The sequence below is a fragment of the Micromonospora wenchangensis genome (assembly GCF_002210435.1).
In the GTDB taxonomy this organism is placed as follows: Bacteria; Actinomycetota; Actinomycetes; order Mycobacteriales; family Micromonosporaceae; genus Micromonospora; species Micromonospora wenchangensis.
In genome coordinates, this window is the sequence record NZ_MZMV01000056.1 from 1 (window position 1) to 23,607 (window position 23,607).

Consider the following 23,607-nt stretch of genomic DNA (forward strand, 5'->3'; position numbering starts at 1 on the left):
CCGGGTCGACGGGGACCGGCGACGCGGTCCGGGCCGCCGTGCCGCCGGCCGGGTACAGCAGCGCGTTGGCCACCAGGTGCAGGCCACTCTCGTTGTACGCCCGGAACAGCGGGTTGAACGCGAACAGCACCGCCCGACCGGCACCGGTCGGCTCGTCCACCACCGCGACCGTGCCCTTGAGCGCGTCACCCTGCACCGTGTAGCCGTTGGCCCAGAAGGTGTCCCCGCTCGGGTAGCGCAGCACGTTGCGGCCGGTGCTGCTCGGGGTGAGGATCGGGTCGTTGTTGTTGAACTCGAAGTCCTCGGCCGGCCGCCCCAGCCCGACCGGGCTGTCCGGGTCCACGTCGACCCGCAGGTGCGAGCCGATCACCGTGTAGCCGGTCGGCTTCGGCTTCTCGGTGGTCGAGGTGAGACCGGCGGCGCGGGCCATCCGGGTGCCCTCGTTGCGCAGGCCCAGGTAGGTGTGGCCCTGGGCGATCCAGTTGCGCAGGTTGGCCTGCCCGGTCGCGGTCAGCCCGCCTGTCGCGTTGCTGCCGTCCGGCACCAGCAGCACCGTGCGGCCGGTGAAGGCGGGGGTGTTGTCGTTGATGTCGGCGGTGGTGACCGGGGTGAGGTCAAGGCCCCACCGCTTGCCCAGCACGTACCGGGCCTCACCGTGCGAACCGGAGGTGGTGGAGATGCCGGTGCCCTGGAACAGGCCGACGTCGGGCCGGCTGATCGGGGTGCCGACGGCCGCCGTGGTGTACGGGGTGAGCGTGACGCCCAGCTTCTTGGCGATGGTGTTCAGCTCCGGCGTCAACGCGCCGGCGGGCATCCCCACCTGGCCGTTGTCGAGGTCCCGCACCAGCTGCACGTCCCTGCCCAGCAGGGTGAAGGTGAACTCGGCCGCGGCGGCGGAGTCCAGCTCGTAGGTGTAGGAACCCTTCAGCGGCGGCGCGGCCAGGATCTTGCCGCCACCGGTGTTCTGGATCTTGTCGATCAGCTCCGCGTTGGGCTTGACGTCCGCGCCGGTGTAGACGGCGTTCACACCCATCAGCAGCGGGTTGCTCCACGACGACACGTCGTAGAAGTACGGGAACGGCGTGTACGGGTCCTCACCCATGATCGCCTGGATCCAGTGCTTCTGCGGCTGGTTCATCGGGATCCAGTACGACCCGACCGGCACGGTCAGGTTGGTCGCCGACCGGCCGCCGAAGAGCTTCGCGGTGGGCAGCTTGACCGCCTTCTTGACCTGGTAGACCTCGACGTCCATCCGGCGCAGCCGCTCGACGAGCTGGCGGGCGTCGGCGAGCTGCCGGTCGGGCAGCAGGAAGTACGACCTGATGCTCTGGTTCGGCACCGGGAACTGCACGGTGTTGGTCGGCTGGACGACCTCGTTGGGCTCCAACGTGCCGGCCCGGCCCTGGGCGAGCGCGTCCTTCCAGACCTTGTACCAGCCGTTCAGCACCTCACCCTTGTGCGCCGCCGCCCAACCGAGGGTCGACCACTGGGTGTGGAACTGCTGCTGCACCCGGTCGGCCACCGCCGACGAGCTGCCCTTCTCGAAGGTCATGCCGGCGGCCCCGAAGCCGGCGGCCGGCACCGTGTCGCCGTACCCCATGAAGAACAGGTCGTAGGTGGAGTAGTTGAAGTAGCACTCGGTGGTCACCGCGCCACCGCACGCCCCGTTGTAGCCGAAGCCGGCCTTGTTGGCCTCGCCGATCCGGTTGATCCAGTCGACCGCCTCGCCGGAGATCTCGTGGTGGATCGGGTCGGCGTTGGGCGGGAAGAAGTACTGCCGGCCGCCCATCTCGTGGGCGTCGATGAAGACCTGCGGCGGGTACTTCCGCATCAGTTCGAGCTTGCCGTCGGTCTCCTGCTGGGTCCGGGCGAACCAGTCCCGGTTCATGTCGAAGCCGTACTCGTTCTGCCGGCGGCTGGCGTCGCGGCCGTCCGGGTTCTGCGTCGGCACGATGATCGTGATCAGGTTGTCGTTGCGCTGCTGGACCTCGCAGGACAGCCCGGCGGCCAGCTCGTACAGCGTCTTGAGGGCGGCGTCGGTGCCGCTCTTCTCGCCGCCGTGCACGTTGGCGGTGACCCAGACGATGGCCGGGGCCGCCTCGGCGATCTCGCCGGCCTGCTGCTGGTTGACCACCCGGGGGTCGCGCAGCGAGCGGACGTCCTCGGCGATGCCCTTGAGCACGGCCGGCCGCACGTTGCGCTCGTTCGACACGATCGCGTACGGCAGCGGCTGGCCGAGCACGCTGGTGCCCAGCACGCCGGTGACGACCCGCTTGGAGGCGGTGTCCACGGCGTCGAGGTAGCCCCGCACCTCCTCGTTGGTGACCACCCGTTCCTGGCCGGTGCCGAGCGGGAAGCCGAGGAAGCTCTCCGGGCTGGGCACCGAGGCCAGTCGGTCGGTGGGATCGGTACTACAGGTCGTCGCGGGCGCTGCGGCGGCCGAGGGGCCGGCCACCAGGGGGGTTATTCCGGCCAGTAGTACGATTGCGGTGGCGCTCGCCAACCGTCTGCGGGAATGCAGTGTGGAGCGGAGTCCGGCAGTTCGCATGGGTGTCCCGTTTCCCTTCCCGGGAAATGAATCAAGGGTGCCCGGAGCGTATGACCTGCGCTTTCGGGTGGTCAAGATTCACAACCGGGGGCCGGTACGCGATTCGCCAATTGCCCCACACTCGCTCGAATGCGGGCGTTTGGTGGCGAGTCCCGGCGTCCACGGTGGACCATCGTCTGCCGGGCAGGCCTTCGCCGTACCCCTGATCATATTCAGCGTCGTCGACCCGGTGGGGGCGGTCCCGGCCCGCCGTCGGCGGGCCGGGACCGGACGGTCAACGCACCCGGACGAACACCGGGTTGGAGTAGAACCACAGGTCGCTCCACGGGCTCTCCAGCCCGTCGGCCAGCGGCTCGGCCTCGTCGGTGCTGGTGCCGCGCACCCGCAGGTAGCTGTCGGCCCCGACGTCGCGCAGGGTGTGCCGGATGACGTACTGCGCGCCCTGCTGCCGCCAGTCGCGCGGACCGAACCGGGCCACCACGGTCGTGGTCGGGTTGGTGTCGGCGTCCCGGTCGGCGCTCGGGCCGGTCACCCGGCCGACGATCAGGTCGACCCGGCGGACCTGCGGCCGGTCGCCGTTGGCGTTCGTGCCGGCCGGCGGCCGGAACCTGATCTCGACCTCCACGTCGGTGCGCTCGCGGCGGCTGACGGTGACGGTCTCACCCGAGCCGGCCGAGCGGCCCTGGCTGCTGGCGGTGACGTCGAGCCGGGTGACCAGGTCGCCGGTGGTGACGAAGATCCGCCCGTGGCGCAGTCCGTCCATGATGTCGCTGTACTCCTGGCGGGCCAGCACGTAGGTCTTGCTGTACTCGCCCGGCCAGAAGTCGGTGCCACCCCGGGTCCAGTGCACGTGCGAGTCGGAGGTCGCGGTGATCCACCAGCGTCGCCCCTCGCCGAGCAGCGCGTCCCACAGCCCGCCGACCCGGGCGGTCGCCTGGTCGTAGCCGCCGTAGGTGGGGTGGTTGCCGTAGCCGCCGCGCGCGCTGCCGTTGAGCGGGCCCGCCTGGTGGCCCGGGGCGCCCTCGAAGCCGACGTACACGTCCGGGGCCGCGTCGTTGCCGTTGCGGAACTCGTGCGGGAGGTCCTGCCCGTACACCCCGAGCCCGGTCGCCGAGCGGGAGGTGTGGTGGGCGATCACCAGCGGCCTGTGCGGCATGTTCCGGGCGACCTTGAGGAACTCCACCATCTTGGCCTCGGTGTCCCGGCCCGGGTCGGCCGGGAACGGGTCCCGCTTGGCGAACCGGCTCTCCAGCTCGAAGAGCTGCTTCGCCTCGTCGGCGTGCCGGGGGATCATCAGGGTGTGGTGGTCCATCGCCGGGGCGTCGAACTCCATCCCCCAGAACTGCAACACCTCGGGCACCAGCCGGCGGGACCGCAGCAGGTCGGGGTACGCCTGTTCCAGGTTCACCTTGGAGTGTGTCGGTCCACCGTGGTCGGTGCACATCGCCCAGGTCAGGCCGAAGTTCTTCGCCATGATCGCGTTGGTGACGATCGGATAGACCGCGTCGGCGCCCTTGCGGAACGTCGGCGGGTTCGTCGAGGTGTCGAAGTCGCCGCTGTACTCGGAGTGGATGTGGTGGTCGCCGGCCCGCCAGATCCGGTTGTCGGCCCGACCTGATCCGGCCGTCGCCCGGTCCTGCCCGTCCGGGTCGGCGTGGGCCGCCTCGACGCCCACGAACGGGCCGGCGGCGGCGAGCGTCGCGCCGACGCCCGCGTACCTCACCAGTTGGCGGCGTGACAGTTGACCGCCTGTGGCGTCCTCGGAATCCCTGTGCTGCACTGCGGAGCCCTCCACGTGATCCGGATGTCGACCGTGTCGGTGACGAAGCCTCCGAGAGGCGGGTGAACGGCCGCTGCACGGCGTGCGGGAGGGGGGTGAACGACGGCCGGCCAGCGCCGTCGCAGGGTCGCCCCGGATCGCCTCCCATGGGTGGGATATCTGTGCGAATACATTTCCTGTTCAAAGGTGAGAACGGGGTCTCATTGACCGATTGCTATGCCGCAACTAGTATTCGGTGCGCAGACGGTCAACGGGGAGCGGTCGCGGTATCCACATCGAATGCTTTTCCGGTGGTGCCCGGCCGATTCGTCGAGCTCCTGGCGAAGCCATTCCGAAGCCATTCCGGAGCCATTCCCCGCCACTTATTCCACGACCCGATCCCCGGGAAACGGGGGCGGGTCGTCGTGCCGCGTGCGCGGGGTCACCGGGAGGTGGCATCGACCCCCGGCACGCACCGGACAGGACCGACCACGCCGAGAGGAACCCGCTCCATGCGCGCTGACCCGATCCGCCGCCGCCCCCCGGGCACGGCACTGCCCCTGCTCGCCGCGGTGGCCGCCATCCTCCTGCTCGTCGCAGGAACCCCGAGCCACTTGGCCGGTGTCCACCTCGCCGCCGCGGTGGACATTACCGACACCCCCGGCACGATCACCGACCAGTGGTCGACCACCGGCGACGAGGGCATCGAGAAGGTCATCGACAACACGCCCTACCGCAAGTACTTCACCTACAGCGGCGCCGGCTGGATCCAGTTCGAGGCGACCACGGCGGCCGTGGTGACCAGCTACGCCGTCACCTCCGCCAACGACTGGCCCGACCGCAACCCGCGCAACTGGGTCTTCGAGGCCTCCACCACCGGCGGCAGCTGGACGCCGCTGGACACCCAGAGCAACCAGACGTTCGTCACCGGCTTCCACCGCAACACCTACTCGTTCAGCAACACCACCGCCTACCGCTACTACCGGCTGCGGGTGACCGCCACCAACGGGTCGGTCAACATGCAGATCGGCGAGTGGCAGATCTACGGGACCACCACCGCCACCACCCCGGCACCGGCCGCACCCACCGGCCTGCTCGCCACCGCGGCCACCGACCAGATCCGGCTCACCTGGACCGACAACACCCGGTGGGAGACGGCCTACCGGCTGGAACGCTCCACCAACGGCACCACCTGGAGCACCGCGTACGTGCTGCCGGCCAGCACCACGAAGTTCCACAACCTGAAACTGCCGGCGGGCACCCACTACTACTACCGGCTGCGGGCCGAGGGGGTGGCCGGCAACTCCGGCTACGCCACCGCCGACACCACCACCCTCAGCGCCACCCCGGCCACCACCTGGACCGAGACCTGGCACGCCCCCAACGAGACGCTCACCCGCTACTACTACGACGCCAACCTGGCCGTCTACCGCGACCCGGGACTGGCCTCGACCGACCTGACCTGGGTGAAGGACTACGCCAAACAGATCTGGGAGTACGTCCAGGCCAACTACGGCAACCTCAGCGGCCAGCGGCTGTACGAGGTGCTGCACGACGACGCGGGATCGGGCGGGTTCGCGTTGAGCCAGTTCGACCCCAACACACTCTTCCGTGACGTCAACGACATGAGCGGCGGCGGCTGGGGAAACACCGACCTCAACGAGGACGTCATCTCCCACGAGATGAACCACACCGTCGAGTTCACCGCGTTCGGGGTGAACGGCTCACCCGCGTACGCCCTCTGGGGTGACAGCAAGTGGGCCGAGATCTTCCAGTACGACTGCTACGTCGGCACCGGCCGGACCACCGACGCCACCCGCTGGAAGAACGCGAAGCTGCTCACCTCGGACAACTTCCCCGTCGCCAACACCTACTGGTTCCGGGACTGGTTCTACCCGATCTACCAGAACTACGGCGGCAAGGTCGTGCTCAACAAGTTCTTCCAGCTGCTGTCCCAGCACTTCCACCAGTTCGACGGCGTCTACGCGCGGGACCTCAACTGGGGGGAGTTCGTGCACTTCTGGAGCGGCGCGGCCGGCGTGAGCCTCAAGCCACTGGCCACCACCGCGTTCGGTGGCTGGCCCACCGACTGGCAGGCGCAGTTCGTCCAGGCGCAGGCCGACTACCCCGGAGTGACGTACACCCCGTGACCCCGGCCCTGACCAACCACCCCGGCGATCCGGCGACGACCCCCACCCGGTGACCCGGCCGTGGGGTGCCGCCACCACACCCTCGGTGGCGGCACCCCACGGGTGACCGGCCGGCGCGCCGGGCCACCAGCCACCCCGGCGCGCCCCCCGGCCCTCAGCCGCCGAGCAGCACCGACACCGCCTCCACCGTGTCCGGATGGGCGAGCAGCAGCGTCGCCGCCGCCGACCCCGCCGGGGCGTCGACCGGCCCCGACCAACCGCCGTCGCAGCCCAGCAGCCCGGCGACCGCGTCCACCGCCACCGGATGCGCCGTGAGCAGGGCGTGCACCTGCCCCGTCGGCGCGTTCGGTCGGGCCGCCGGGGCGGGCCCGGCCGGCGGTCCCAGCCAGGGCGGCACCCAGGCGTCCAACTCGGGCAGCGTCCCCGGAAAGGTGCGCGCCGCCTCCCGCACCAGCAGCGGCACCAGCTCCGGGCCGTGCTCGCGCAGGGTGGTGATCAGCGTGGGCAGCCAGGGCAGCAGCACCGGGTCGGGCAACCGGGCGAACGCGGTGGACATCGTCTCCACCACGAACGGCGCGAGCCCCGGCACCGGTTCCAGCGCGTGCACGAAACCGGAGAGGTACCTCGGGAACGCCGGCACCACCAGCGGGTTACCCAGCAGGTCGGCGCAGCGCTGCCGCAGCTCGGCCAGCGGCAGCAGGCCGAGCTGGTGCCGGGCCGCCCAGAGCAGGGCGACCTTCGCCGGGCTCTCCGGGTGCGACTGGGCCACCGCGAGTTCGAGCTGGGACCTGTCGCAGCCCAGCGACAGCGCCAGGCTCTCCATGCTGAACAGGAAGCCGAGCATCGCTCCGACCTGCCGGACCCCGGTCTCCTCCTCGACGAACGCGGTCGGCAGCAGGGTGCAGTAGTGCGCGTACCCGGTCGTCACGAACGCCTCGCACCAGGCCGGCAGGGTCGGCGCGGTGGCCCGGTGGTGGGCCAGCAACCGGCGGATGCGCCGCAGCACCTCCGGGGCGTCGTCCACCGTGCGCTCGGTGGACAGCAGTTCCACGGCCCGCGTGCCCAACTCGTCGACCAGCCGGGGGCTGTCCAGCAACCGGATGGCGTCCTCCACCGCGGCCAGGGCACCGGCGGCCGTCGCGTCGGGGCCCCGGACCGACCGCCGCAGCCGCTGCTCCAGCACCTGCTCGACGGTCACCCCCTCGTAGCCCAGCTCGATCAGCGCCCGCTGGTGCCGGCCCAACGCCAGGTCCCAGCTCTCCTGGATCGACCGGTGCCCCAACCGGCGCTCGCCCATGATCGGGCGGACCGCGTCGGCGGGCAGCAGGTGCCGCAGCATCCACAGCAGATCCGAGCAGCCGGCCAGCGCCGGGGTGGCGTGCAGGTCGAGCAGGGCCCGTTGGATGGTGCGTTTCTCCAGGTCCAGGCCGAGGGGTTGGAGCCGGTCGAGCACGTCGCGGGCCAGCGGCGGCAGGGCGTCGTAGCCGACCTGCCCGATCCGGTCCCCGCCGAGCAGGATCTCGCAGAGCCGCCGCACGTCCCGCCGCCCCGGCACGACGTCCTTCTCGATGCAGGTCACCGCCGCGTCGGCGAAGTCGTACGGGGTGGGCCGGGCCCGGTTGCGCAACCCGGCCAGCAGGATCGAGGTCTCGAACACCGCGATCGCGTCGGCCGTGCTGGCCAGGTACCCGTTGCGGCGGGCCAACCGGACGATGTCCACGCACCAGCCGCGCAGCTCCGCCTCGTCCAGCCCGTCGAGCGCCGGTGGCGCGGCGAGGAACCCGGTGAGCCGGTCCGCGACCGGACCGGCTGGCGCGGCGACCGGCGGGGCGGCCCTGCGCCTGCCCCGACCACCCTTGCCGCCCCGTTGGCCGTCGAGCCGGTACGGGGTCAGACCCGACCGGCCGACCGCCCGCGTCCAGTTGGCGGCGGCGATCGACACCGACCCCGGTGCCAGCCCGAACTGCGCCTCGATGGCCGAGTGGCTCGACGGGATCAGCCCGTACCGCCAGCGGGTGCCGGTGCGGGGGGTGATCGCGAAGTCCGGGGCGGGGGAGTCCAGGCCGAACTGCTCGACCCGGCTGGCGGCGTGGAACGCGCCGCACACGTAGAGACAGTCCGCCGGGTCGGCCTCGGACGCGGCGAGGTGCTCCCGCATCCGGGTCCACATGTAGCGCTCCCGGTCCTCGTCGCGGTCGGTACGGTCCGACCCGGCCGGCCGCAGCCGGCGGAACAGGCTGCCGATCAGCACCATCACCTGCCGGTAGGTGTCGTGGTCGGCGTCGGCGAGGGGCCGTTCGACGTACTGGTCCCACCACTCCGACCAGTGCCGCACCTTGCCGTGGTGCAGCAGGTACGCCTCCAGCTCGGCGAACCGGGGTCGCAGGTCGCCGATCTCCACGCCGACCGCGTCGCCGTGCAGGGCCGCCTGCTCCCCGGCCTCGCCGCCCGCCGCCTCCGGTGAAGTGTCGGCCGGCACGTCGGTGCCCGCCCCGGCGTCGCCGCGCGGTGACCACTGGAAGACGTGGTCGGTGGAGCGGTCCACCAGCACCAGCTCCACCCCGGGCGTCTCCAGCGCGTACGCGATCGCCTGGTACTCGGCGGACGCCTCGGTGACCGGGGCGACGACGCTCAGCGGCCCCCACTCGGCGGGGAAACCGTCCAGCTCGGAGGCGAACGCCTGCACCGCCACCGGCAGCCGGCAGTTGCGCAGCTCGCCCAGGAGCGGCTGGAGGTCCTCGCACAGCTCCAGGTAGATCACCTTGGGCTGCTTGTGCCGCAGCCGGCGGACCATCGCCAGCGCCGAGGCCGGCGAGTGGTGACAGACCGGGAAGATCTCCAACCGCTCGCCCAGCGCCCGGTCGACGTCGTCGACGATGCCGGCGAGGATGCCGGCCAGCGCGTCGGCGGAACCGGCGAACGTGGCCGCCGCGTCGGTGAGCTGCTCGCGTAGCGCCCCGAACGGCCCGGCGGTCACCCCGCCGGCTGCGGCCCCGGTGACGCCGGGCGGCGCGGCGGTGCCGGTGTCGGCGGTGGTCACGACAGCGAGGCGATCGCCTGGCGACCGCCGTCGAGGAAGCCGGCCCAGCCCTCGCCGTTCTTCTTGGCCCGGGGCTCCACCACGCCGTGCAGGTACTTGTTGAGGATCGCCAGGTCCTCCGGGCTGCGTCGGGCCAGCGACCCCACCAGCGAGGAGGCCAGCGTCTCCACCCGCAGGGCCCGGTCGCCGAAGAACTGGCTGTGCAGGATGGCGTCCTCCAGCACCCCGATCTGCTCGGCGGTGGACAGCGCCGACTCCAGCTTCTCGTCGTCGCTGGTCGCCGACGCGGCAGCGGCCCGCAGGTCGGCGAAGCTCTGCAGCAGGATGTCCAGCAGGGTGGGCGGCACGTCCAGTTCGATGCGGTGCCGGCGCAGCAGTTCCTCGGTGCGGAACCGGACGATCTCCGCCTCGCTGCGCTTGTTGGTGACCACCGGGATGCGGACGAAGTTGAACCGGCGCTTCAACGCCGAGGACAGGTCGTTGACGCCCCGGTCGCGGCTGTTCGCGGTGGCGATGATCGAGAAACCGGGCTGGGCGAAGACGATGTTGTCGTCGTTCAGCTCGGGGATGGAGACGTACTTCTCCGACAGGATGGAGATCAGCGCGTCCTGCACGTCGCTGGTGGACCGGGTCAGCTCCTCGAAGCGGCCCACCACGCCCTGCTCCATCGCCGTCATGATCGGCGACGGGATCATCGACTCCCGGGACTGCCCCTTGGCGATGACCATCGAGACGTTCCACGAGTACTTGATGTGGTCCTCGGTGGTGCCGGCGGTGCCCTGCACCACCAGCGTCGAGTTGCGGCAGATCGCGGCGGACAGCAACTCGGCCAGCCAGCTCTTGCCGGTGCCGGGGTCGCCGATGAGCAGCAGGCCCCGGTCCGACGCCAGGGTCACGATGCTGCGTTCGACGAAACTGCGGTCACCGAACCACTTCTGCGGGATCTCCCGTTCCAGACCGTCGGCCCGTTCCGAGCCGAGGACGAACAGCCGCACCATGCGCGGGCTCAACCGCCACGAGAACGGCTTCGGGCCGGTGTCGACCGACTCCAGGTAGTCGAGTTCGTCGGCGTACTTGACCTCGGCGGGGGCACGCAACATCTCGGACATGAGGGGTGATTCTCCTAGGTGAGGAAGCTCTTGAGCTCGAAGACGAGTTTGCGGATGTGACCGGAGAGCACCGGGGTGCCCAGGTCCTTGAGGCGCTGCCGGAACCAGGGGTTGACGCTCTGCTGGCCGGAGCTGCTGACCGAGCCGACCGGGATGAACCGCACCCCGGAGCGGTGCACCGCCTCGATGCCGTCGAACAACGGCTGGGATCGGTCGAACTCGTAGAAGTCCGAGATCCACACCAGCACCGTGTTGCGCGGCTCGACGATCTTGGGGCGGGCCATCGCCATCGCCACCGGCCCGTCGTTGCCGCCACCGAGCTTGGTGCGCAGCAGCACCTCGAACGGATCGTGCACCCACGGGGTCAGGTCCAACGCCCGGGTGTCGTACGCGATCAGGTGCACGTCCACCTTGGGCAACCCGGCGAAGATCGAGGCCAGGATGGTGCAGTTCACCATCGAGTCGACCATCGACCCGGACTGGTCCACCACCACGATCAGCCGAGACGGAGTGGTCTTGCGGGCGGTCTGCCGGTAGTAGAGCCGGTCGACGTAGAGGCGTTCGTCCTCCGGACTCCAGTTGGTGAGGTTCTGCCAGATGGTGCGGTCCAGGTCGAGGTTGCGGTAGACCCGCTTCGGCGGAACCGACCTGTCGATCGTGCCGACGGTGGTCTGCTCGACCTGGGTCCGCAGCACCTCGGCGACCTCGTCGACGTACCGCCGGATCAGCGACTTCGCGTTGGCCAGGGCCACCCCGGACAGGTTGGACTTGTCCCGCAGCAGTTGCTCGATCAGCGACATGCTGGGGGTGAGCTGGGCGGCCAGCTTCGGGTCGGCCAGCACCTCCCGCAGGTGCATCCGGCGGACCAGGTCACCCTCCAGGCCGGTGAGGGTGGCGCCCAACCCGCCGCCGCCCTGCCGGCGCAGTTCCTCCCCGGTGGTGCCGAGCGCCTGGGCGAACCAGCCGGCGTCGGCCTGCCACCGGGCCAGCTGGCCGGCGCTGACCGGCCCGGACCCGGTGCCGAAGACGTTGAGCAGCAGCTTCGACACCAGCGCCGCCCGGCGCACCTCGGCCTCGCCGGGCCGGTGATCCCCGCCGTCGGCGGTGTCCCCCTCGCCCGTCGCCCCCGTGGGGTCGGTGGTCGCCTCCGCCGTCTGCGTGACGTCGGTGGTCGCCTCCGCCGCCGCGGCCCGCGGGGCCCCGGTGGCGGGTGCGGGGTCGTCGCCGGGCCGGTCGTCGGTCGGGTACGCCGGGTCGGGGGCGAGCAGGCCTCGGAGTTCGTCGGCGAGCGCGGGGAAGCGCTGCACGACGGTGTCCACCGACACGGTCGGGTCCAGCAGGGCGGCGGGCAGGCCGAGGTCGTCGACCACGGCCACGCTCGCCGACTCCAGCGTGGGCTGCTCGTCGGGATCGAAGAGCCGCCCCAGCAGCCGCCAGTAGAGCACCTGCCGGCGGTTGGCGGCAGCGAGGTCACCCGGGGTGACCGCATCGCCCGGGGGCACGGTGCCGCCCGGGGGCACGGCGCCGGTCGTGGGGGTCGGATCGCTCATCGGCGCAGCAACCGTCCCGCGCGTTCGCGCAGCACGGCCACGGCGTCGCCCGCCCTGGCCTCGGCCTTCGCCACCTTCGGGTCGGTCACCCCGTCGGCCCAGTCGCCGTTGTGCGCCTCCACCGGCCGGCGCTTGACGGTGGCCTGCACCGCCAGCGGCTGCACCAGCCACCGGCCGCCGTCGAAACGGGCCAGGCCCAGGCAGGACGACGAGGCGGCGACCAGCGCCGGGGTGAGCGGCCCACCGGCGGGCAGCCGGTCCAGGGCGACCGCGAGGCGCTGCCCGCCGAGGTCGACGGTCGACCCGCCGTCGTGCACGGTGTAACCCTCCAGCAGCACCGGCTCGGCGATCGCCGCCGGGTGCCGGTCCAGCGGCGCGGTGGCCGCCGCCGTCGCCGTGCCGAGCAGCACCCGGGCGGTGGCGAACGGGTCGGCGGGCTCGCCGGCCTGCGCCCGCTCGTCGACCCAGTGCAGGTCGCCGCCGTACGCGGGCAGGTCGGTCACGGTCAGCGCCCGCCGCTGCGCGATCGCGGTGAGCAGCACGGGGTACGCCGACAGCAGCCGCCACACCGCCGGGCCGCCGATCGTGGCGACCTTGGCCGCGCCCACCGTCACCCGGACCAACCGGGGCGGGCCGGCGTCGGCCGGTTCGAGGATCGCGTGCAGCTGCACCTGGACGGCGGTCTCGTGCTCGTGGACGTCGACCCCGAGCGGCAGCAGGCGACCGCTGACCGGGGTGGCGCCGGCCGTCGGGTCGGTGGCCGGCCCGTCCTGGGCCAGCAGCACGCCACGGGCCCACAGGTCCGCCCAGCGGCGTACCGGCGGCTGCGCCATGGTGGCCACCGGCAACCCGGCCCGCAGCTCGGCGGCGAGCCCGTCGAGCAGCACCGCCAGCCGGCGCGCCCCCGGCTCGGCCAGCGCCGCCTCGACCGGTGTGCCGACGGCGGAGAGCAGTTCGTGGTCGATGCCCCGCCATCCGGCCAGCGCCGTCTCGTGCAGCCAGGACCGGGCGGCGGCGCGGGCGGGGGAGCCGTCGGCGGGCTCACCGGCGGGTGCCGTCCACGCCGCGCGTTCCCGCCCGAGGGCGGCGTCGAACCGGGCGGTCAGGGCGTCGTGGGTCGCGCCCAGCAGCGCCGCGCGGGCACCGGCCAGGGCGGCCAGGTGCTCCTGACCGACGGAACCGGCGGTCACCTTGCCCACCGCCTCGGCCACCCGCTCACCCAGCGGCGTGCCCGCGACCGCGCCGGTCAGTGCGGTCAGCGCGAGGGCGTCCGCCTCGCCGACCCGGGCGAAGCCCCGCAGCAGGGCCTCGTCGAATCCGGCGACCACGTCGTCGGCGTCGGCCAGCCCGGTGGGATCGTCGCCGTGCAGCTGCGCCAGCTGCGTGCCGAGCATCAGCGACCTGCCCCGGTCGACGGGAACCAGTGCAGCTCGGGCAGCGCCGTGGTGCTGGCCGGGAGTTCGAGGTAGGCCAGGTGGCGCAGGAACCGGCTGAACACCACGGCGGCGGAGGTCGGCTCGTGCCGGGCGTCCAGCCGGGACAGCAGCTCGACCCCGGTCTGCGTGCCGTCGCCGGCGTCCACCCGCAGGTAGCGGGCGACCCGGTCGACGCCGTACTGGAGGACTGCCTCGTCGGCGAGGGCCTCCAGGTGCTTGCAGGGCGCGCCGCGCAGCCCGCCGCAGGGCCGGTTGTTGTTGGTGCTGCAGTGGTAGGCGTGGTTACCGGCGGTCACCGACGAGACGTACACCCGCTCGATGTCGGAACCGCTGGACACCACTCCCTGTAACCGCCCGTCGGCCAGCTCGACGAAGGGCACCTTGGCCAGCTTGCGGGGCCGGGCCGGCGGCACCACCGCCACCACGCTCCGCCGCCGCCATGCGGCCTCGTCAGCGTCCGTCACCGCTCGTCCTCCCACCCGCCGGAAACCCGGCGTCGACCATGGTTGATGGCGTGCGCCGGCCGGGCCGGCGTCGCCGTGACCACAAGATCATGGCCCACGGGTACGACACTTCCACGGCCTCCCGCCATACCGTCCCGTGGTCCGGTCCGAGCGGCCGCACCGACCGGCCGTTCCGTCACTCTCCGGGGTTCCGACGCCACCATCGGCAGGCCGCCGCTCCGCCCCGGCTCCTTGACACCGCACTCATCCCGACGGATTGTTATATCGAATCCTGTCACTTTCTGTGGCTCGGGCCGGGTTACGGACCGCAGCCGTACCGAAGGAGACCGCCATGCGCGCCACCGTCCACCGATCAGTCGCAGGTCTCGCCGTCGCCCTGGGCGTCGTGCTCACCGCGATCCTGCCGGCGTCGTCCGCGACCGCCGGCGAGCCCGTCCAGAGCCCCGACACGGGGCTGGTCTTCTACTCCAGCTACCCGACCGAGGTGGTCGGTCGGCAGGCCACGCCCGACGGCGTCTGCCGTCCCGTCCCGGTCGACGCGACCTGGCTGCTCGCCTGGAGCGGGGGCTTCCACTCCGTGTCCGGCTACCGGACGACCGACTGCACCGGCCCGGCCGCCGAACTCAACAACCTGCACAGCTGGCCGACTGGCTACCACCTGAGCTACCGCGCGGGTTGACCGCCGTCGTCGGCGGCAGCCCCGCGACGATCCCCGACGGGCCGGGTGTCGGCGACGACCGGCTGGCGCAGGATGGTGCGCCTCCGGTCGGGGGCGACCCTGCGGAAGTCGCTCAGGTAGATCTCGTGGTGGGTGCCGGTCAGGCGGAGCCGGTGGGCGGGGACGAACTCGTGATGCAGACGGGCGAGCACGGCGGCCTCGTCGTCGAAGGAACCGACGTGCAGGGTCTGCACGCACCGCCCCTCGGTCAGCCGCTCCAGGCGGACGTCGTCCAGCCGTCCGGGTGGCCGCTTCGCCCCGGCCTGCGCGACGGCGGCGGCGACCATGCCCGGCCCGATCCAGTCGGGGACCATGAGCATCAGCGTCCAGCACCACCGCGACTTGTCCCGCACCGTGGTGAAGGACGCCATGTCCTCGGCCCACCACAGTCCCTCCAGCGGCGGGACGACGTAGTCCCGCCCGAGTTCCCGCCTGCTGGCGAACTTCAACCGGTAGGCCACCGGATAGAGCGCCTCGACCGCCCCGGTGAAGGCCGGTGCGCTGTTGGGGTCGCCCCGGCCGTCGATCATCAGGTACTGCATGTCGGGCACGTCGACCAGCCGGAACCGCCCCTTGTGCGCCCGGTAGGCGTCCAGGGACCGCCGGAAGTCGACCTTCCCGTCGGCGCGGTCCGTCACCGGCATCGGTCGACGCCGCCCGGGATGTGGCCCGTCGTCCCGTCGCCGGAGCGGACCGGACACCTCGTCATGCTCCCGACCCTCCTTCCGGCGGTCCTCCGGGCACCACGTACCCGGGCGGGTCCGACCGACACTATGTCAGGAGGATTCCCGGGCAGTCGACGGCCGGCGAGTCTGGGATGCTGTCCCGCATGCCCGCCTTTCCGCCGACCTTCGCCGAAGCCGTCGTCGCCCAGCCGCTCCCTGCGCAGTTCGAGGCGTTCCTCGACGAGCATCGCGCCGCGCTCGACGGCTGCCTGGAGGGGCTGACCGAGGAACAGGCCCGCCGCTCGCTGGTGGCCTCCCGGACCACGCTGCTGGGCCTGGTGAAACACGCGACCTTCGTGGAGCGGGTCTGGTTCGACGAGGCCGTCACCGGCCGGTCGCGCGCCGAACTGGGCATCCCCGCCGCGTCGGAGGATTCGTTCGTGCTCGACGACGGCGACACAATCGCCGGCGTGCGGCACACGTACCGGGCGGCCTGCGCGGCATCCCGCCGGGCGACCGCGACGCTGGGCCTGGACGACGTCCTGTCCGGGCACCGGATGGGACCGGTCCCGCTGCGGTGGGTGTATCTGCACGTGCTCCGCGAACTCGCCCAGCACTGCGGGCACGCCGACATCCTCCGCGAGCAGATCGTCGACGGTTGACGGTCCACGGCCCCGGTCCGGGACGGGTGCGTGCGGAGGGTCAGCGGACCCGGTTGCGAGGGTGCCGTTTGGCGGTTCGTTCGTTGCCGTGCCGGTAGTTGCCGGTGAGGCGGGCCATCAGCTCCTGCGGGTCGTCGCTGTCCACGTCGGTCAGGAACCGGGCCGCGGCGACGCCCCGCAGCACGGTGGCGAGACGGCCGTGGTGCAGTAGTTCCACGTCACCGTTCTTGCGTAGGCGGTAGGTGAACCCCTCGGGTGTGCCGGACATCGCCACATCGTCCCGGCCGGCGGGTCGGGCCGCGACCCGATTACGCCGCGCCGCTCCGCCGTCCGTCGGCGGCGGGCGTACGTGAGCCGCGTTGCCACCCTCGACTACGGTCGAACGGTGACTACCGGTGACTTCACGGGTACCCGCGCGCCGGGTGGGGTGCCGCACTGGCACACGGTGCGGCGATCACGCCTGTTCACCGTGCTTCCTGCGGTCGTGCTCGGGCTGCTGGGGGTGAACTTCGTCTGGGAAGCCGTCCGTCGCAACGTCGATGTCGCGGCGACCACCGAATGGCCGTTGCGGTTCTCGCTGGTCGACCTGCAGACCACTGTCGCCGTCGGGGCTGCCCTCGCCGGCCTGATGTTGACCCGGGCGCAGTTCGCCCGCGCCAACCAACCACGCTTCGGCTATTCGTGGACACCGCACGGCACCGACGGTGGCCGCTGGGAGTTGCACCTGTCGAACACCGGCCCGGGGTTCGCGGGTGTCACCCGGGTCGACTACCGGTTCGGTGACGGACCCTGGCTGCCGTACCAGACCTTCCAGGAGGAGTTGGCCGCGCGGGGCGTGCGACCGGTCGACGCGGACTTCTTCTGGTTGGGTCGGGCGCCCCTGCCGCCGCAACCCAAGCTCACGGAGGGATACCGGCTCGGCTCGTTCACCGTCGACGGGCTCGTGCGGTGCGATCCGTTCGAGATCAGGATCCAGGCCGACGACCAGCTCGGCGACCGGCACCAACTCGTCATCAATTCCACCGCCCGCCTGCCGGTGCCCGCATGGTCACAGGTCGTCCGCACCCGGGCCGACACGCCGCCGCACTGAGCACCCGAGAGCGTCGGGCCGGCGGCTCAGGCGGGGACGGGGTGGTCCGCCTCGAACCGCTCCCGGGTGAGGAACGCCAACTGCGCGCGCTTGTCGGGCATGTCGATCTCGTCGGCGAAGGTGAACCCCTCGCGTTCCAGCCGGCGCAGCGCGAACCGGTTGCGCACGTCGGGCTCGACCACGATCCGCAGCCGGGTGGGGTCGCGGAACAGGAACCGGGCCAGCGCCGGGCCGACCGCGTCGGTGAGCCCGCGCGGGGGCCGGCGGCCCGGGGCGAGCAGCAGGTGCATGCCGATGTCGCCGGGGCGTACCCGGTAGCGTTCCCCGACCGGGTCGGCCTCCGGCTGGTAGGTCTGGAACAGGCCCACCGGGGTGCCGTCCAACCCGATCAGGTACGCGTGGTGGGTGCTCAGGCCGTCGACGAACGTGTAGACCTCGCGTACCTCCTCGACGGTGTACGATCCCATGCCCCAGAACGTCGCGCGGGGCTCGGTCACCCAGCCGTGCAGCAGCGTGGCGTGGGCGGCCGGGTCGACCACGGTGAGGGTCAGCTCACCGAAGCCGGGGATCTGCTCCTGGTAGGTCACGGGGTCCTCGTCTCGGGGTGCGGGGGTCAGGGTGTGCCAGTCGGTGCCGACGGGGATCAGCCCACCGGTGGCCCACAGCGGCAACTGGTCGGCGAAGTGCGGGTCGTCGGGGCGGCCGGAGACGCCGAAGGGGACGATCCAGCGGCTCGCCGCCCGGTCGGTGAGGTCCCACACGTAGCGGGCGACCGGTCCGCGCCAGCACGCGTCGGAGACGCCGGGGACGCTGGAGGTGGCCAGCACGCAGTCGGTGTCACCGCCGAGCGCGGTGGCCGCCCGCATCACGGCGACCCGTTCGGTGACCGCGTCGGACACCCCGAGGTGCAGCGGGTGCAGCAGGTGCCGCCGCCCCCAGGTCCCGGCCGGCTCGTCGGCGGCGACGTCCTCCAGGGCGGCGACGGCGAGCGGTTCGACCTCGCCGCCGAGGCGCGGCAGCCCGGCGACCACCCCCTCCACGGCGTGCCCGATGCGGGCCAGCGGGTCGGTCCACGGCGCGAAGAGGGGGTCGAAGCCGCCGGGGGAGTGCAGCGGCCCCAGCGCGGGGTGCGCGGCCAACCGGTGGACCAGCGCGGCCCGCCAGGCGGCGAACGTCCCGGCGTCGACGCTGTCGGCGTCCATCCGACCGTCCCATCCGGTCAGCCGGTCCCGTAGCCGCCGCGCCGGGGCGCTCAGCGGGGCCGCGTCGAGCCGGGCGAGCAGGTCCCGCAGGACCGTCGACCCGCGCCGGGTGTCCAGGTGGACGTCGGGGGCGGCGACGCCGTCGGCGAGCAGGTCACGGATGCGGCGGGCCCGGTGCGGCGGGGCGAAGTCGACGCCGAGGGCGGCGGTGTCGTCGCGCCGGTCGTTGGCGCAGACCACCGGCTCGCGGACCTCGACGGGCTTGGCCGTGGCGTAGTCGCCGTGCCACCGGTAGCGGGGCTCCCAGCCCGGCACCGGTTCCCGTCGGCACCTGTCGTCGCGCTGCGGCACCAGGCCGGCGACGAGTCGGAGCACCGTGCCGTGCCGGTCGGCGACGAGCACGCTGTTGACCGGTTCGACCCAGCCGCGCAGCGCGTCGGCGACGTCGTCGGCGGTGCGGGCCCGTAGCAGCGGCAGCAGCGCCTCGAAGCCGAGGTTCCCGGTGACCCGGGTCGGGGTGCGCAGGCTGAGCGCCTCGCCGGTGTGCCGGTCGTGGTCGATCACCGGCCCGCGTGGGGTCTCGATCACCTCGACGGTCTCGGTCGTGCCGCCGCGTACCTCGATCCGCTCGACGTGCCGGTGGGCCGGCACCCAGCCGTCGGCGTCGCGGACCAGCACCCGGTCGCCGTCGCGGCGGAGCTGTTCGCGGTAGAGGTCCTGGTAGTCGGCCATCGCGTTGGTGACCGCCCAGGCGACGTCACCGGCGTGCCCGAAGTGCGGCAGCCCCGGTACGCCGGGGAAGGCCAGCCCGACCACGTCGAACTCGGGGCAGGCGAGCCGGATCTGCTGGTAGATGCCGGGCAGTTCGAGCAGCCGGTGCGGGTCGCCGGCGATGACCGGCCCGCGACCGGTCAGCGGGTCGGCCGGTAGCGCCCAGGCGTTGCTGCCGGAGCCGCCGGGCCCCTCGACGGCGAACAGGTCGCGGGCGTCCGGGCCGAGGGTGGCGGCGACGTGGGCGTGCCACAGCTTCTGCGGGAAGGTGCCGAACAGGATGTGCTGGACCAGGAACACGCCCAGCGGCGACCAGGGTCGCCACCGGCCGGGCGTGCTGCCGGTGGCGGCGAACTCCGGGGCCGCCGCCGCGCCGGCCGGCAACGCGTCGTTGACCCCGTCGGCGTACGCGGTGACCCAGCGCCGGGTGGCCGGGGTGAGCCGGTCGAAGCAGCGCCGGGCGGTGTCGTCGAGGCGGGCCCGCCGGGCGAACCGGTCCCAGTCCCGTTCGGACGGGCCGACGTGGGCGGCGAGCCGGCCCTCGGCCCGCCACCGTTCGACCTCGAGCTGCCAGGCCCGGTCGGTGGCGGCCACCCGGCCCTGCCATCGGGCCAGCTCGTCGACGGTGTCGGCCCACAGGTGCGGTACGCCCCACCGGTCGCGGTGCACGCCGGTGGCCGGACGACGGCCCGGTCCGGTGCCGGTCCCACTCTCCACAGGACTCCCCAGGTAAGTTACCCTCGCCTAACTTAGGCGGACCTTACCTGGAGGGCGTGTGAAACGGAACTGGGAGGCCCTGGTGCTCAAGGCCATGGGCGGCCGGGACTTCCGGCTGACCGTGCGCGGCACCGAGCCGGTCGGCGAGCACTACCGGCGTCTGCTGATGGACGACGGCGGGCTGCTGGCGGCGGCCAAGGTGCACCCCACCATGTGGATCCGGCTCTGGTTCGACGACGCCGGCCGCCCGCACCAGCGGGCGTACACCCTGGTCGACCCGGACCCGGCGGCCGGCCGGTTCAGCCTCGAGTTCGCCCTGCACGACGGCTGCGCGGCCCGCTGGGCGGCCGGCGCGCAGGTCGGTGACACCATCGCGGCCACCCTCCAGGGCAGCGCCTTCGCCCTGCCCGACCCGGCCCCCGCCCACCTCTACCTGGTCGGTGACGCCGCCTCGCTGCCGGCGGTGAACAGCCTGCTCGACGCCGCCGCCGACATCCCCGCCACGGTCTGGCTGGAGTACGCCCACCCCGGGGAGCAGGCGCTCACCCCGCGCGCAGCGGAGCAGCACCGGGTCACCTGGGTGCCGCGCGGGCAGGACGGGCAGCAACTCGTCGACACCGTCCGGGCGGAGCTGCCGGCCGCGCCGGACGCCCACTACTGGCTGGCCTGCGAGGCGGGCAGCACCCGCGCGCTCACCCGGCACGTGCGGCGCACCCTCGGCGTCGGCAAGCAGCAGCTCACCGCGTTGGGTTACTGGAGCGCGCGGTGACCGGACGCCTCGGCACGCTCACCACGCTCTACGTCACGCAGTATCTCGGCATCGGGTTCATCACCGTTGGGTTGACCGCCATCCTGCGCGACGGCGGCACCTCGCTGGACACCCTGGCCCTGCTCCAGTTCGTCGGCCTGGTCTGGCCGCTGAAGTTCCTCTGGGCCCCGCTGATCGACAGGTACGGCTCCCGCCGGCACGGGCACTACCGGTCCTGGCTGCTGCCGTTGCAGGCGGGTCTGGTGCTGACCCTGCTGGCGCTGCTGCCGTTCGCCGACCCGACCCGGCAGCTCGGCCCGGTGGTGGCGATCTGCGCCGCCTACGTCTTCCTCTCCGCCACCCAGGACATCGCGGTCGACGCGGTCGCCGTCCGGGTGCTGTCGGAGGGGACGCGGGGCGCCGGCAACGGCATCCAGGTCGCCGCGAGCTATTTGGGCAACCTGCTCGGCGGCGGCGCGTGCGTGCTGGTCTACGACCGGTTCGGCTGGCTGCCGGCGGTCGGTCTGCTGGCCGCGTTGACCGCCGTCGGCCTGCTGGTGGTGTGGCGGCTGCGGGAACCGGACCGGGTCGCCCGGGTGGCAGGTGCCGGGCAGGCGTACCGGGCGCTGCTGTCGGTGTTCGGGCAGCCCGGTTGCCGCTGGTGGACCTTCGGCGTGGTGCCGCTGCTCTACACCGGAGCCGGGGCGGCCTACGCCCTGGTCACCCCCGCGTTGGTCGACGCCGGCTGGTCGCTGGCCCGCATCGGCGTGGTCACCGGTGTGGTGATCAGCGCCCCGGCGATCGTCGCCGGTCTGCTCGCCGGGGTCGGGGTGGACCGGTTCGGCCGGGCGCGGCTGCTCGTCGTCGGGGGAGCGGCCCTCGCGGTCTCCACGGTGCTGCTGCTGCCGTTGCTCAACGGGCGGGCGCCACTGGGGGCGACGGTGGCCGCGCTGTGCTGCTTCATGGCCGCGTACACGGTGGCGAACGTCGTGCTCTACGTGGTCAACATGGACTATTCGCGGCCGGGCACCGGGGGCACCGACTTCACCGTGCTGTCGTCGTTCGGGCTGATCTGTTCGTTCCTGGCCGCCTCGGTCGGGCTGGCCGCCGCCGACCGGGTCGGCTATCCCGCCGTGGCGCTCGCCTCGGTCGTGCTGGTCGCCGTCGGCGTCCTGGTCGGGTTGGGGCACCAGCGCCGGTTCCGGGCCGGCGCGATCCGGCCCGAGCCGGCGGTCGCGCACGTCACCCCGGTCGGCTGAGGCGGTCGGTGGTGGCGGGGTGTCGGCATTGACAAGTAGTTAGGTTAGGGTAACCTAACTCAGCGAGATCAACTGGGCCGCCGGGGCGACCTGACCCGCCTACCGTCCCGCCCGCGCCCCCGTCACCGACCGTCGAGGACTGCCCATGAGCCTGCCCGGATCCACAATCGAGGCCCCCGTGACCGGGACGCGTCCCACCCCACCCCGCGCCCACCTGTTCACCGCCGGCACCGTCGAGGACTACCGCCGGGCCGTCACCGAGGGCATCGACCGGGTCGCGTCCCGGGTGGCCGGCGTCGACCGGCCCGGCACCGGCATCACCCCCGACGAGCTGGCCCCCCGGGTCGCCGGCATCGACCTGGACCGACCGCTCGGCGACACCACCGCCGCCCTCGACGAACTGCACGACGTCTACCTGCGCGACGCCGTCTACTTCCACCACCCCCGCTACCTGGCCCACCTCAACTGCCCGGTGGTCATCCCCGCCCTGCTCGGCGAGGCGGTGCTCAGCGCGGTCAACTCCTCCCTGGACACCTGGGACCAGAGCGCCGGTGGCACCCTGATCGAACGCCGGCTGGTCGACTGGACCGCCGGGCGGATCGGCTTCGGCCCGGCCGCCGACGGCGTCTTCACCAGCGGCGGCACCCAGTCCAACCTCCAGGCGCTGCTGCTGGCCAGGGAGGAGGCGTACGCCCGGATCGTCGGCGGCGGCACCGACCGGCCCAGCCGGCCCGAGGTGCTGTCCCGGCTGCGGATCATCACCTCCACCGCCGGGCACTTCAGCGTCCAGAAGGCCGCCAAGCTGCTCGGCCTCGGCGCCGACGCGGTGCTCACCATCGCCACCGACGCCGGTCGGCGGATGCGCACCGACGAACTGGCCGAGACCCTCGACCGGTGCCGCCGCGACGGCCAGACCGTGCTGGCCGTGGTCGCCACCGCCGGCACCACCGACTTCGGCACCATCGACCCGCTGGACCGGATCGCCGAGATCTGCACCGCCGCCGGGGTCTGGCTGCACGTCGACGCCGCGTACGGCTGCGGGTTGCTGGTCTCGCCCACCCGACGGCACCTGCTGGCCGGCATCGAACGGGCCGACTCGGTCACCGTCGACTACCACAAGTCGTTCTTCCAGCCGGTCAGCTCCAGTGCCCTGGTCGTCCGCGACCGGCGCGTGCTGCGGCACGCCACCTGGCACGCCGACTACCTCAACCCGGCCCGGATGGCCGAGCGGCGGATCCCCAACCAGGTCGACAAGAGTCTGCAGACCACCCGCCGGTTCGACGCCCTCAAGCTCTGGCTCACTCTGCGGATCATGGGCCCCGAGGCCATCGGCAGCCTCTTCGACGAGGTGGTCGACCTCGCCGCCGCCGCCTTTCGGCTGCTCGCCGACGACCCACGCTTCGAGGTGGTCACCCGCTCGCAGTTGAGCACCGTGGTGTTCCGCTACCTGCCGCCGGGCGCCGGCCGCGACGTCGTGGACGACGCCAACCTGTACGCCCGGGAGGCACTGGCCGCCTCCGGCGCGGCGCTGGTCGCCGGCACCAAGGTCGACGGCGCACACCACCTCAAGCTCACCCTGCTCAACCCCGAGACCACCCTGGACGACATCGCCCACGTGCTCGACCTGATCGCCGAACACGCCGGCTGGTACGCCCGCACCCGGGCCACCGCTTAGCTGCACAGCCCCGTCGGCTGACCACCCCGCCCTGGAGAAAACCC

16 protein-coding genes and 3 pseudogenes are annotated in these 23,607 nt (G+C 72.6%); 7 read left to right on the forward strand and 12 right to left on the reverse strand.

The window, feature by feature from the left end; translation table 11 throughout:
• Window positions 1–2,383 (reverse strand): M14 family zinc carboxypeptidase (locus tag B5D80_RS25550; RefSeq protein WP_245854977.1); only part of this gene is annotated, 2,383 nt, incomplete at its 3' end.
• 439 nt (window positions 2,384–2,822) lie between these two features.
• Window positions 2,823–4,271, reverse strand: a complete 1,449-nt coding sequence (locus tag B5D80_RS25555) for a CehA/McbA family metallohydrolase domain-containing protein (RefSeq protein WP_245854978.1) — start codon at window positions 4,269–4,271, stop codon at window positions 2,823–2,825.
• Window positions 4,272–4,819: 548 nt separating this feature from the next.
• Between B5D80_RS25555 and B5D80_RS25560 the strand changes: the two genes are divergently transcribed.
• On the forward strand, window positions 4,820–6,457 hold the full coding sequence (locus B5D80_RS25560; protein WP_088646500.1) for a fibronectin type III domain-containing protein: 1,638 nt from the start codon (window positions 4,820–4,822) through the stop codon (window positions 6,455–6,457).
• 154 nt (window positions 6,458–6,611) lie between these two features.
• Here the strand turns inward: B5D80_RS25560 and B5D80_RS25565 are convergent, their stop codons facing one another.
• From B5D80_RS25565 to B5D80_RS25585, 6 genes and pseudogenes are all read right to left on the reverse strand, one after another.
• Window positions 6,612–9,434, reverse strand: coding sequence for a DUF5682 family protein (locus B5D80_RS25565; RefSeq protein ID WP_088646523.1), 2,823 nt, complete (start codon window positions 9,432–9,434; stop codon window positions 6,612–6,614).
• 59 nt (window positions 9,435–9,493) lie between these two features.
• Window positions 9,494–10,606, reverse strand: a complete 1,113-nt coding sequence (locus tag B5D80_RS25570) for an ATP-binding protein (RefSeq protein ID WP_088646501.1) — start codon at window positions 10,604–10,606, stop codon at window positions 9,494–9,496.
• A 14-nt stretch (window positions 10,607–10,620) separates the two neighbouring features.
• Window positions 10,621–11,688: pseudogene (locus tag B5D80_RS25575) on the reverse strand (VWA domain-containing protein); the annotation flags it as partial.
• A 180-nt stretch (window positions 11,689–11,868) separates the two neighbouring features.
• Window positions 11,869–12,156 (reverse strand): annotated as a pseudogene (locus tag B5D80_RS35005) (hypothetical protein); the annotation flags it as partial.
• Entirely contained in the window at window positions 12,153–13,550 is a 1,398-nt protein-coding gene (locus B5D80_RS25580; protein ID WP_088646503.1) for a hypothetical protein, read from the reverse strand. The pseudogene B5D80_RS35005 and the gene B5D80_RS25580, both read right to left, overlap by 4 nt.
• Window positions 13,550–14,017, reverse strand: a complete 468-nt coding sequence (locus tag B5D80_RS25585; RefSeq protein WP_088646524.1) for a hypothetical protein — start codon at window positions 14,015–14,017, stop codon at window positions 13,550–13,552. The genes B5D80_RS25580 and B5D80_RS25585 overlap by 1 nt, the downstream gene beginning before the upstream one ends.
• A gap of 370 nt (window positions 14,018–14,387) precedes the next feature.
• On the opposite strand from B5D80_RS25585, the gene B5D80_RS25590 reads away from it, so the two are divergent.
• Window positions 14,388–14,735, forward strand: coding sequence for a hypothetical protein (locus B5D80_RS25590; RefSeq protein ID WP_088646504.1), 348 nt, complete (start codon window positions 14,388–14,390; stop codon window positions 14,733–14,735).
• Here B5D80_RS25590 and B5D80_RS25595 read toward each other — a convergent pair.
• Window positions 14,720–15,418 carry a GyrI-like domain-containing protein gene (locus B5D80_RS25595; RefSeq protein WP_088646505.1) on the reverse strand — a complete coding sequence of 233 codons (699 nt, stop codon included), beginning with the start codon at window positions 15,416–15,418 and terminating at the stop codon, window positions 14,720–14,722. The two genes, B5D80_RS25590 and B5D80_RS25595, sit on opposite strands and share 16 nt — an antisense overlap.
• A 185-nt stretch (window positions 15,419–15,603) precedes the next feature.
• Between B5D80_RS25595 and B5D80_RS25600 the strand changes: the two genes are divergently transcribed.
• Window positions 15,604–16,101, forward strand: coding sequence for a DinB family protein (locus tag B5D80_RS25600; protein WP_088646525.1), 498 nt, complete (start codon window positions 15,604–15,606; stop codon window positions 16,099–16,101).
• Window positions 16,102–16,141: 40 nt separating this feature from the next.
• Here the strand turns inward: B5D80_RS25600 and B5D80_RS25605 are convergent, their stop codons facing one another.
• The gene (locus tag B5D80_RS25605) at window positions 16,142–16,369 is read right to left on the reverse strand and encodes a hypothetical protein (RefSeq protein WP_088646506.1); all 228 of its coding nucleotides are present in this window, start codon (window positions 16,367–16,369) and stop codon (window positions 16,142–16,144) included.
• Between the two features lie 117 nt (window positions 16,370–16,486).
• Between B5D80_RS25605 and B5D80_RS25610 the strand changes: the two genes are divergently transcribed.
• On the forward strand, window positions 16,487–17,191 hold the full coding sequence (locus B5D80_RS25610) for a hypothetical protein (RefSeq protein WP_088646507.1): 705 nt from the start codon (window positions 16,487–16,489) through the stop codon (window positions 17,189–17,191).
• Between the two features lie 26 nt (window positions 17,192–17,217).
• Here the strand turns inward: B5D80_RS25610 and B5D80_RS34540 are convergent, their stop codons facing one another.
• Both B5D80_RS34540 and B5D80_RS25615 read right to left on the reverse strand, forming a co-directional pair.
• On the reverse strand, window positions 17,218–17,778 hold the full coding sequence (locus tag B5D80_RS34540) for a GNAT family N-acetyltransferase (protein ID WP_245854982.1): 561 nt from the start codon (window positions 17,776–17,778) through the stop codon (window positions 17,218–17,220).
• A 36-nt stretch (window positions 17,779–17,814) separates the two neighbouring features.
• Window positions 17,815–19,833 (reverse strand): annotated as a pseudogene (locus B5D80_RS25615) (penicillin acylase family protein); the annotation flags it as partial.
• 106 nt (window positions 19,834–19,939) lie between these two features.
• Between B5D80_RS25615 and B5D80_RS25620 the strand changes: the two are divergent.
• The 3 genes from B5D80_RS25620 to B5D80_RS25630 all read left to right on the forward strand — a co-directional run bounded on the left by B5D80_RS25620 (window position 19,940) and on the right by B5D80_RS25630 (window position 23,563).
• Complete coding sequence (locus B5D80_RS25620; protein ID WP_088646509.1) at window positions 19,940–20,650, forward strand: siderophore-interacting protein; 711 nt, start codon at window positions 19,940–19,942, stop codon at window positions 20,648–20,650.
• On the forward strand, window positions 20,647–21,888 hold the full coding sequence (locus B5D80_RS25625; protein ID WP_088646510.1) for an MFS transporter: 1,242 nt from the start codon (window positions 20,647–20,649) through the stop codon (window positions 21,886–21,888). Before B5D80_RS25620 ends, B5D80_RS25625 begins: the two co-directional genes overlap by 4 nt.
• 145 nt (window positions 21,889–22,033) lie before the next feature.
• Window positions 22,034–23,563 carry a pyridoxal phosphate-dependent decarboxylase family protein gene (locus B5D80_RS25630; protein WP_088646511.1) on the forward strand — a complete coding sequence of 510 codons (1,530 nt, stop codon included), beginning with the start codon at window positions 22,034–22,036 and terminating at the stop codon, window positions 23,561–23,563.
• The last annotated feature ends 44 nt before the right edge of the window (window positions 23,564–23,607 follow it).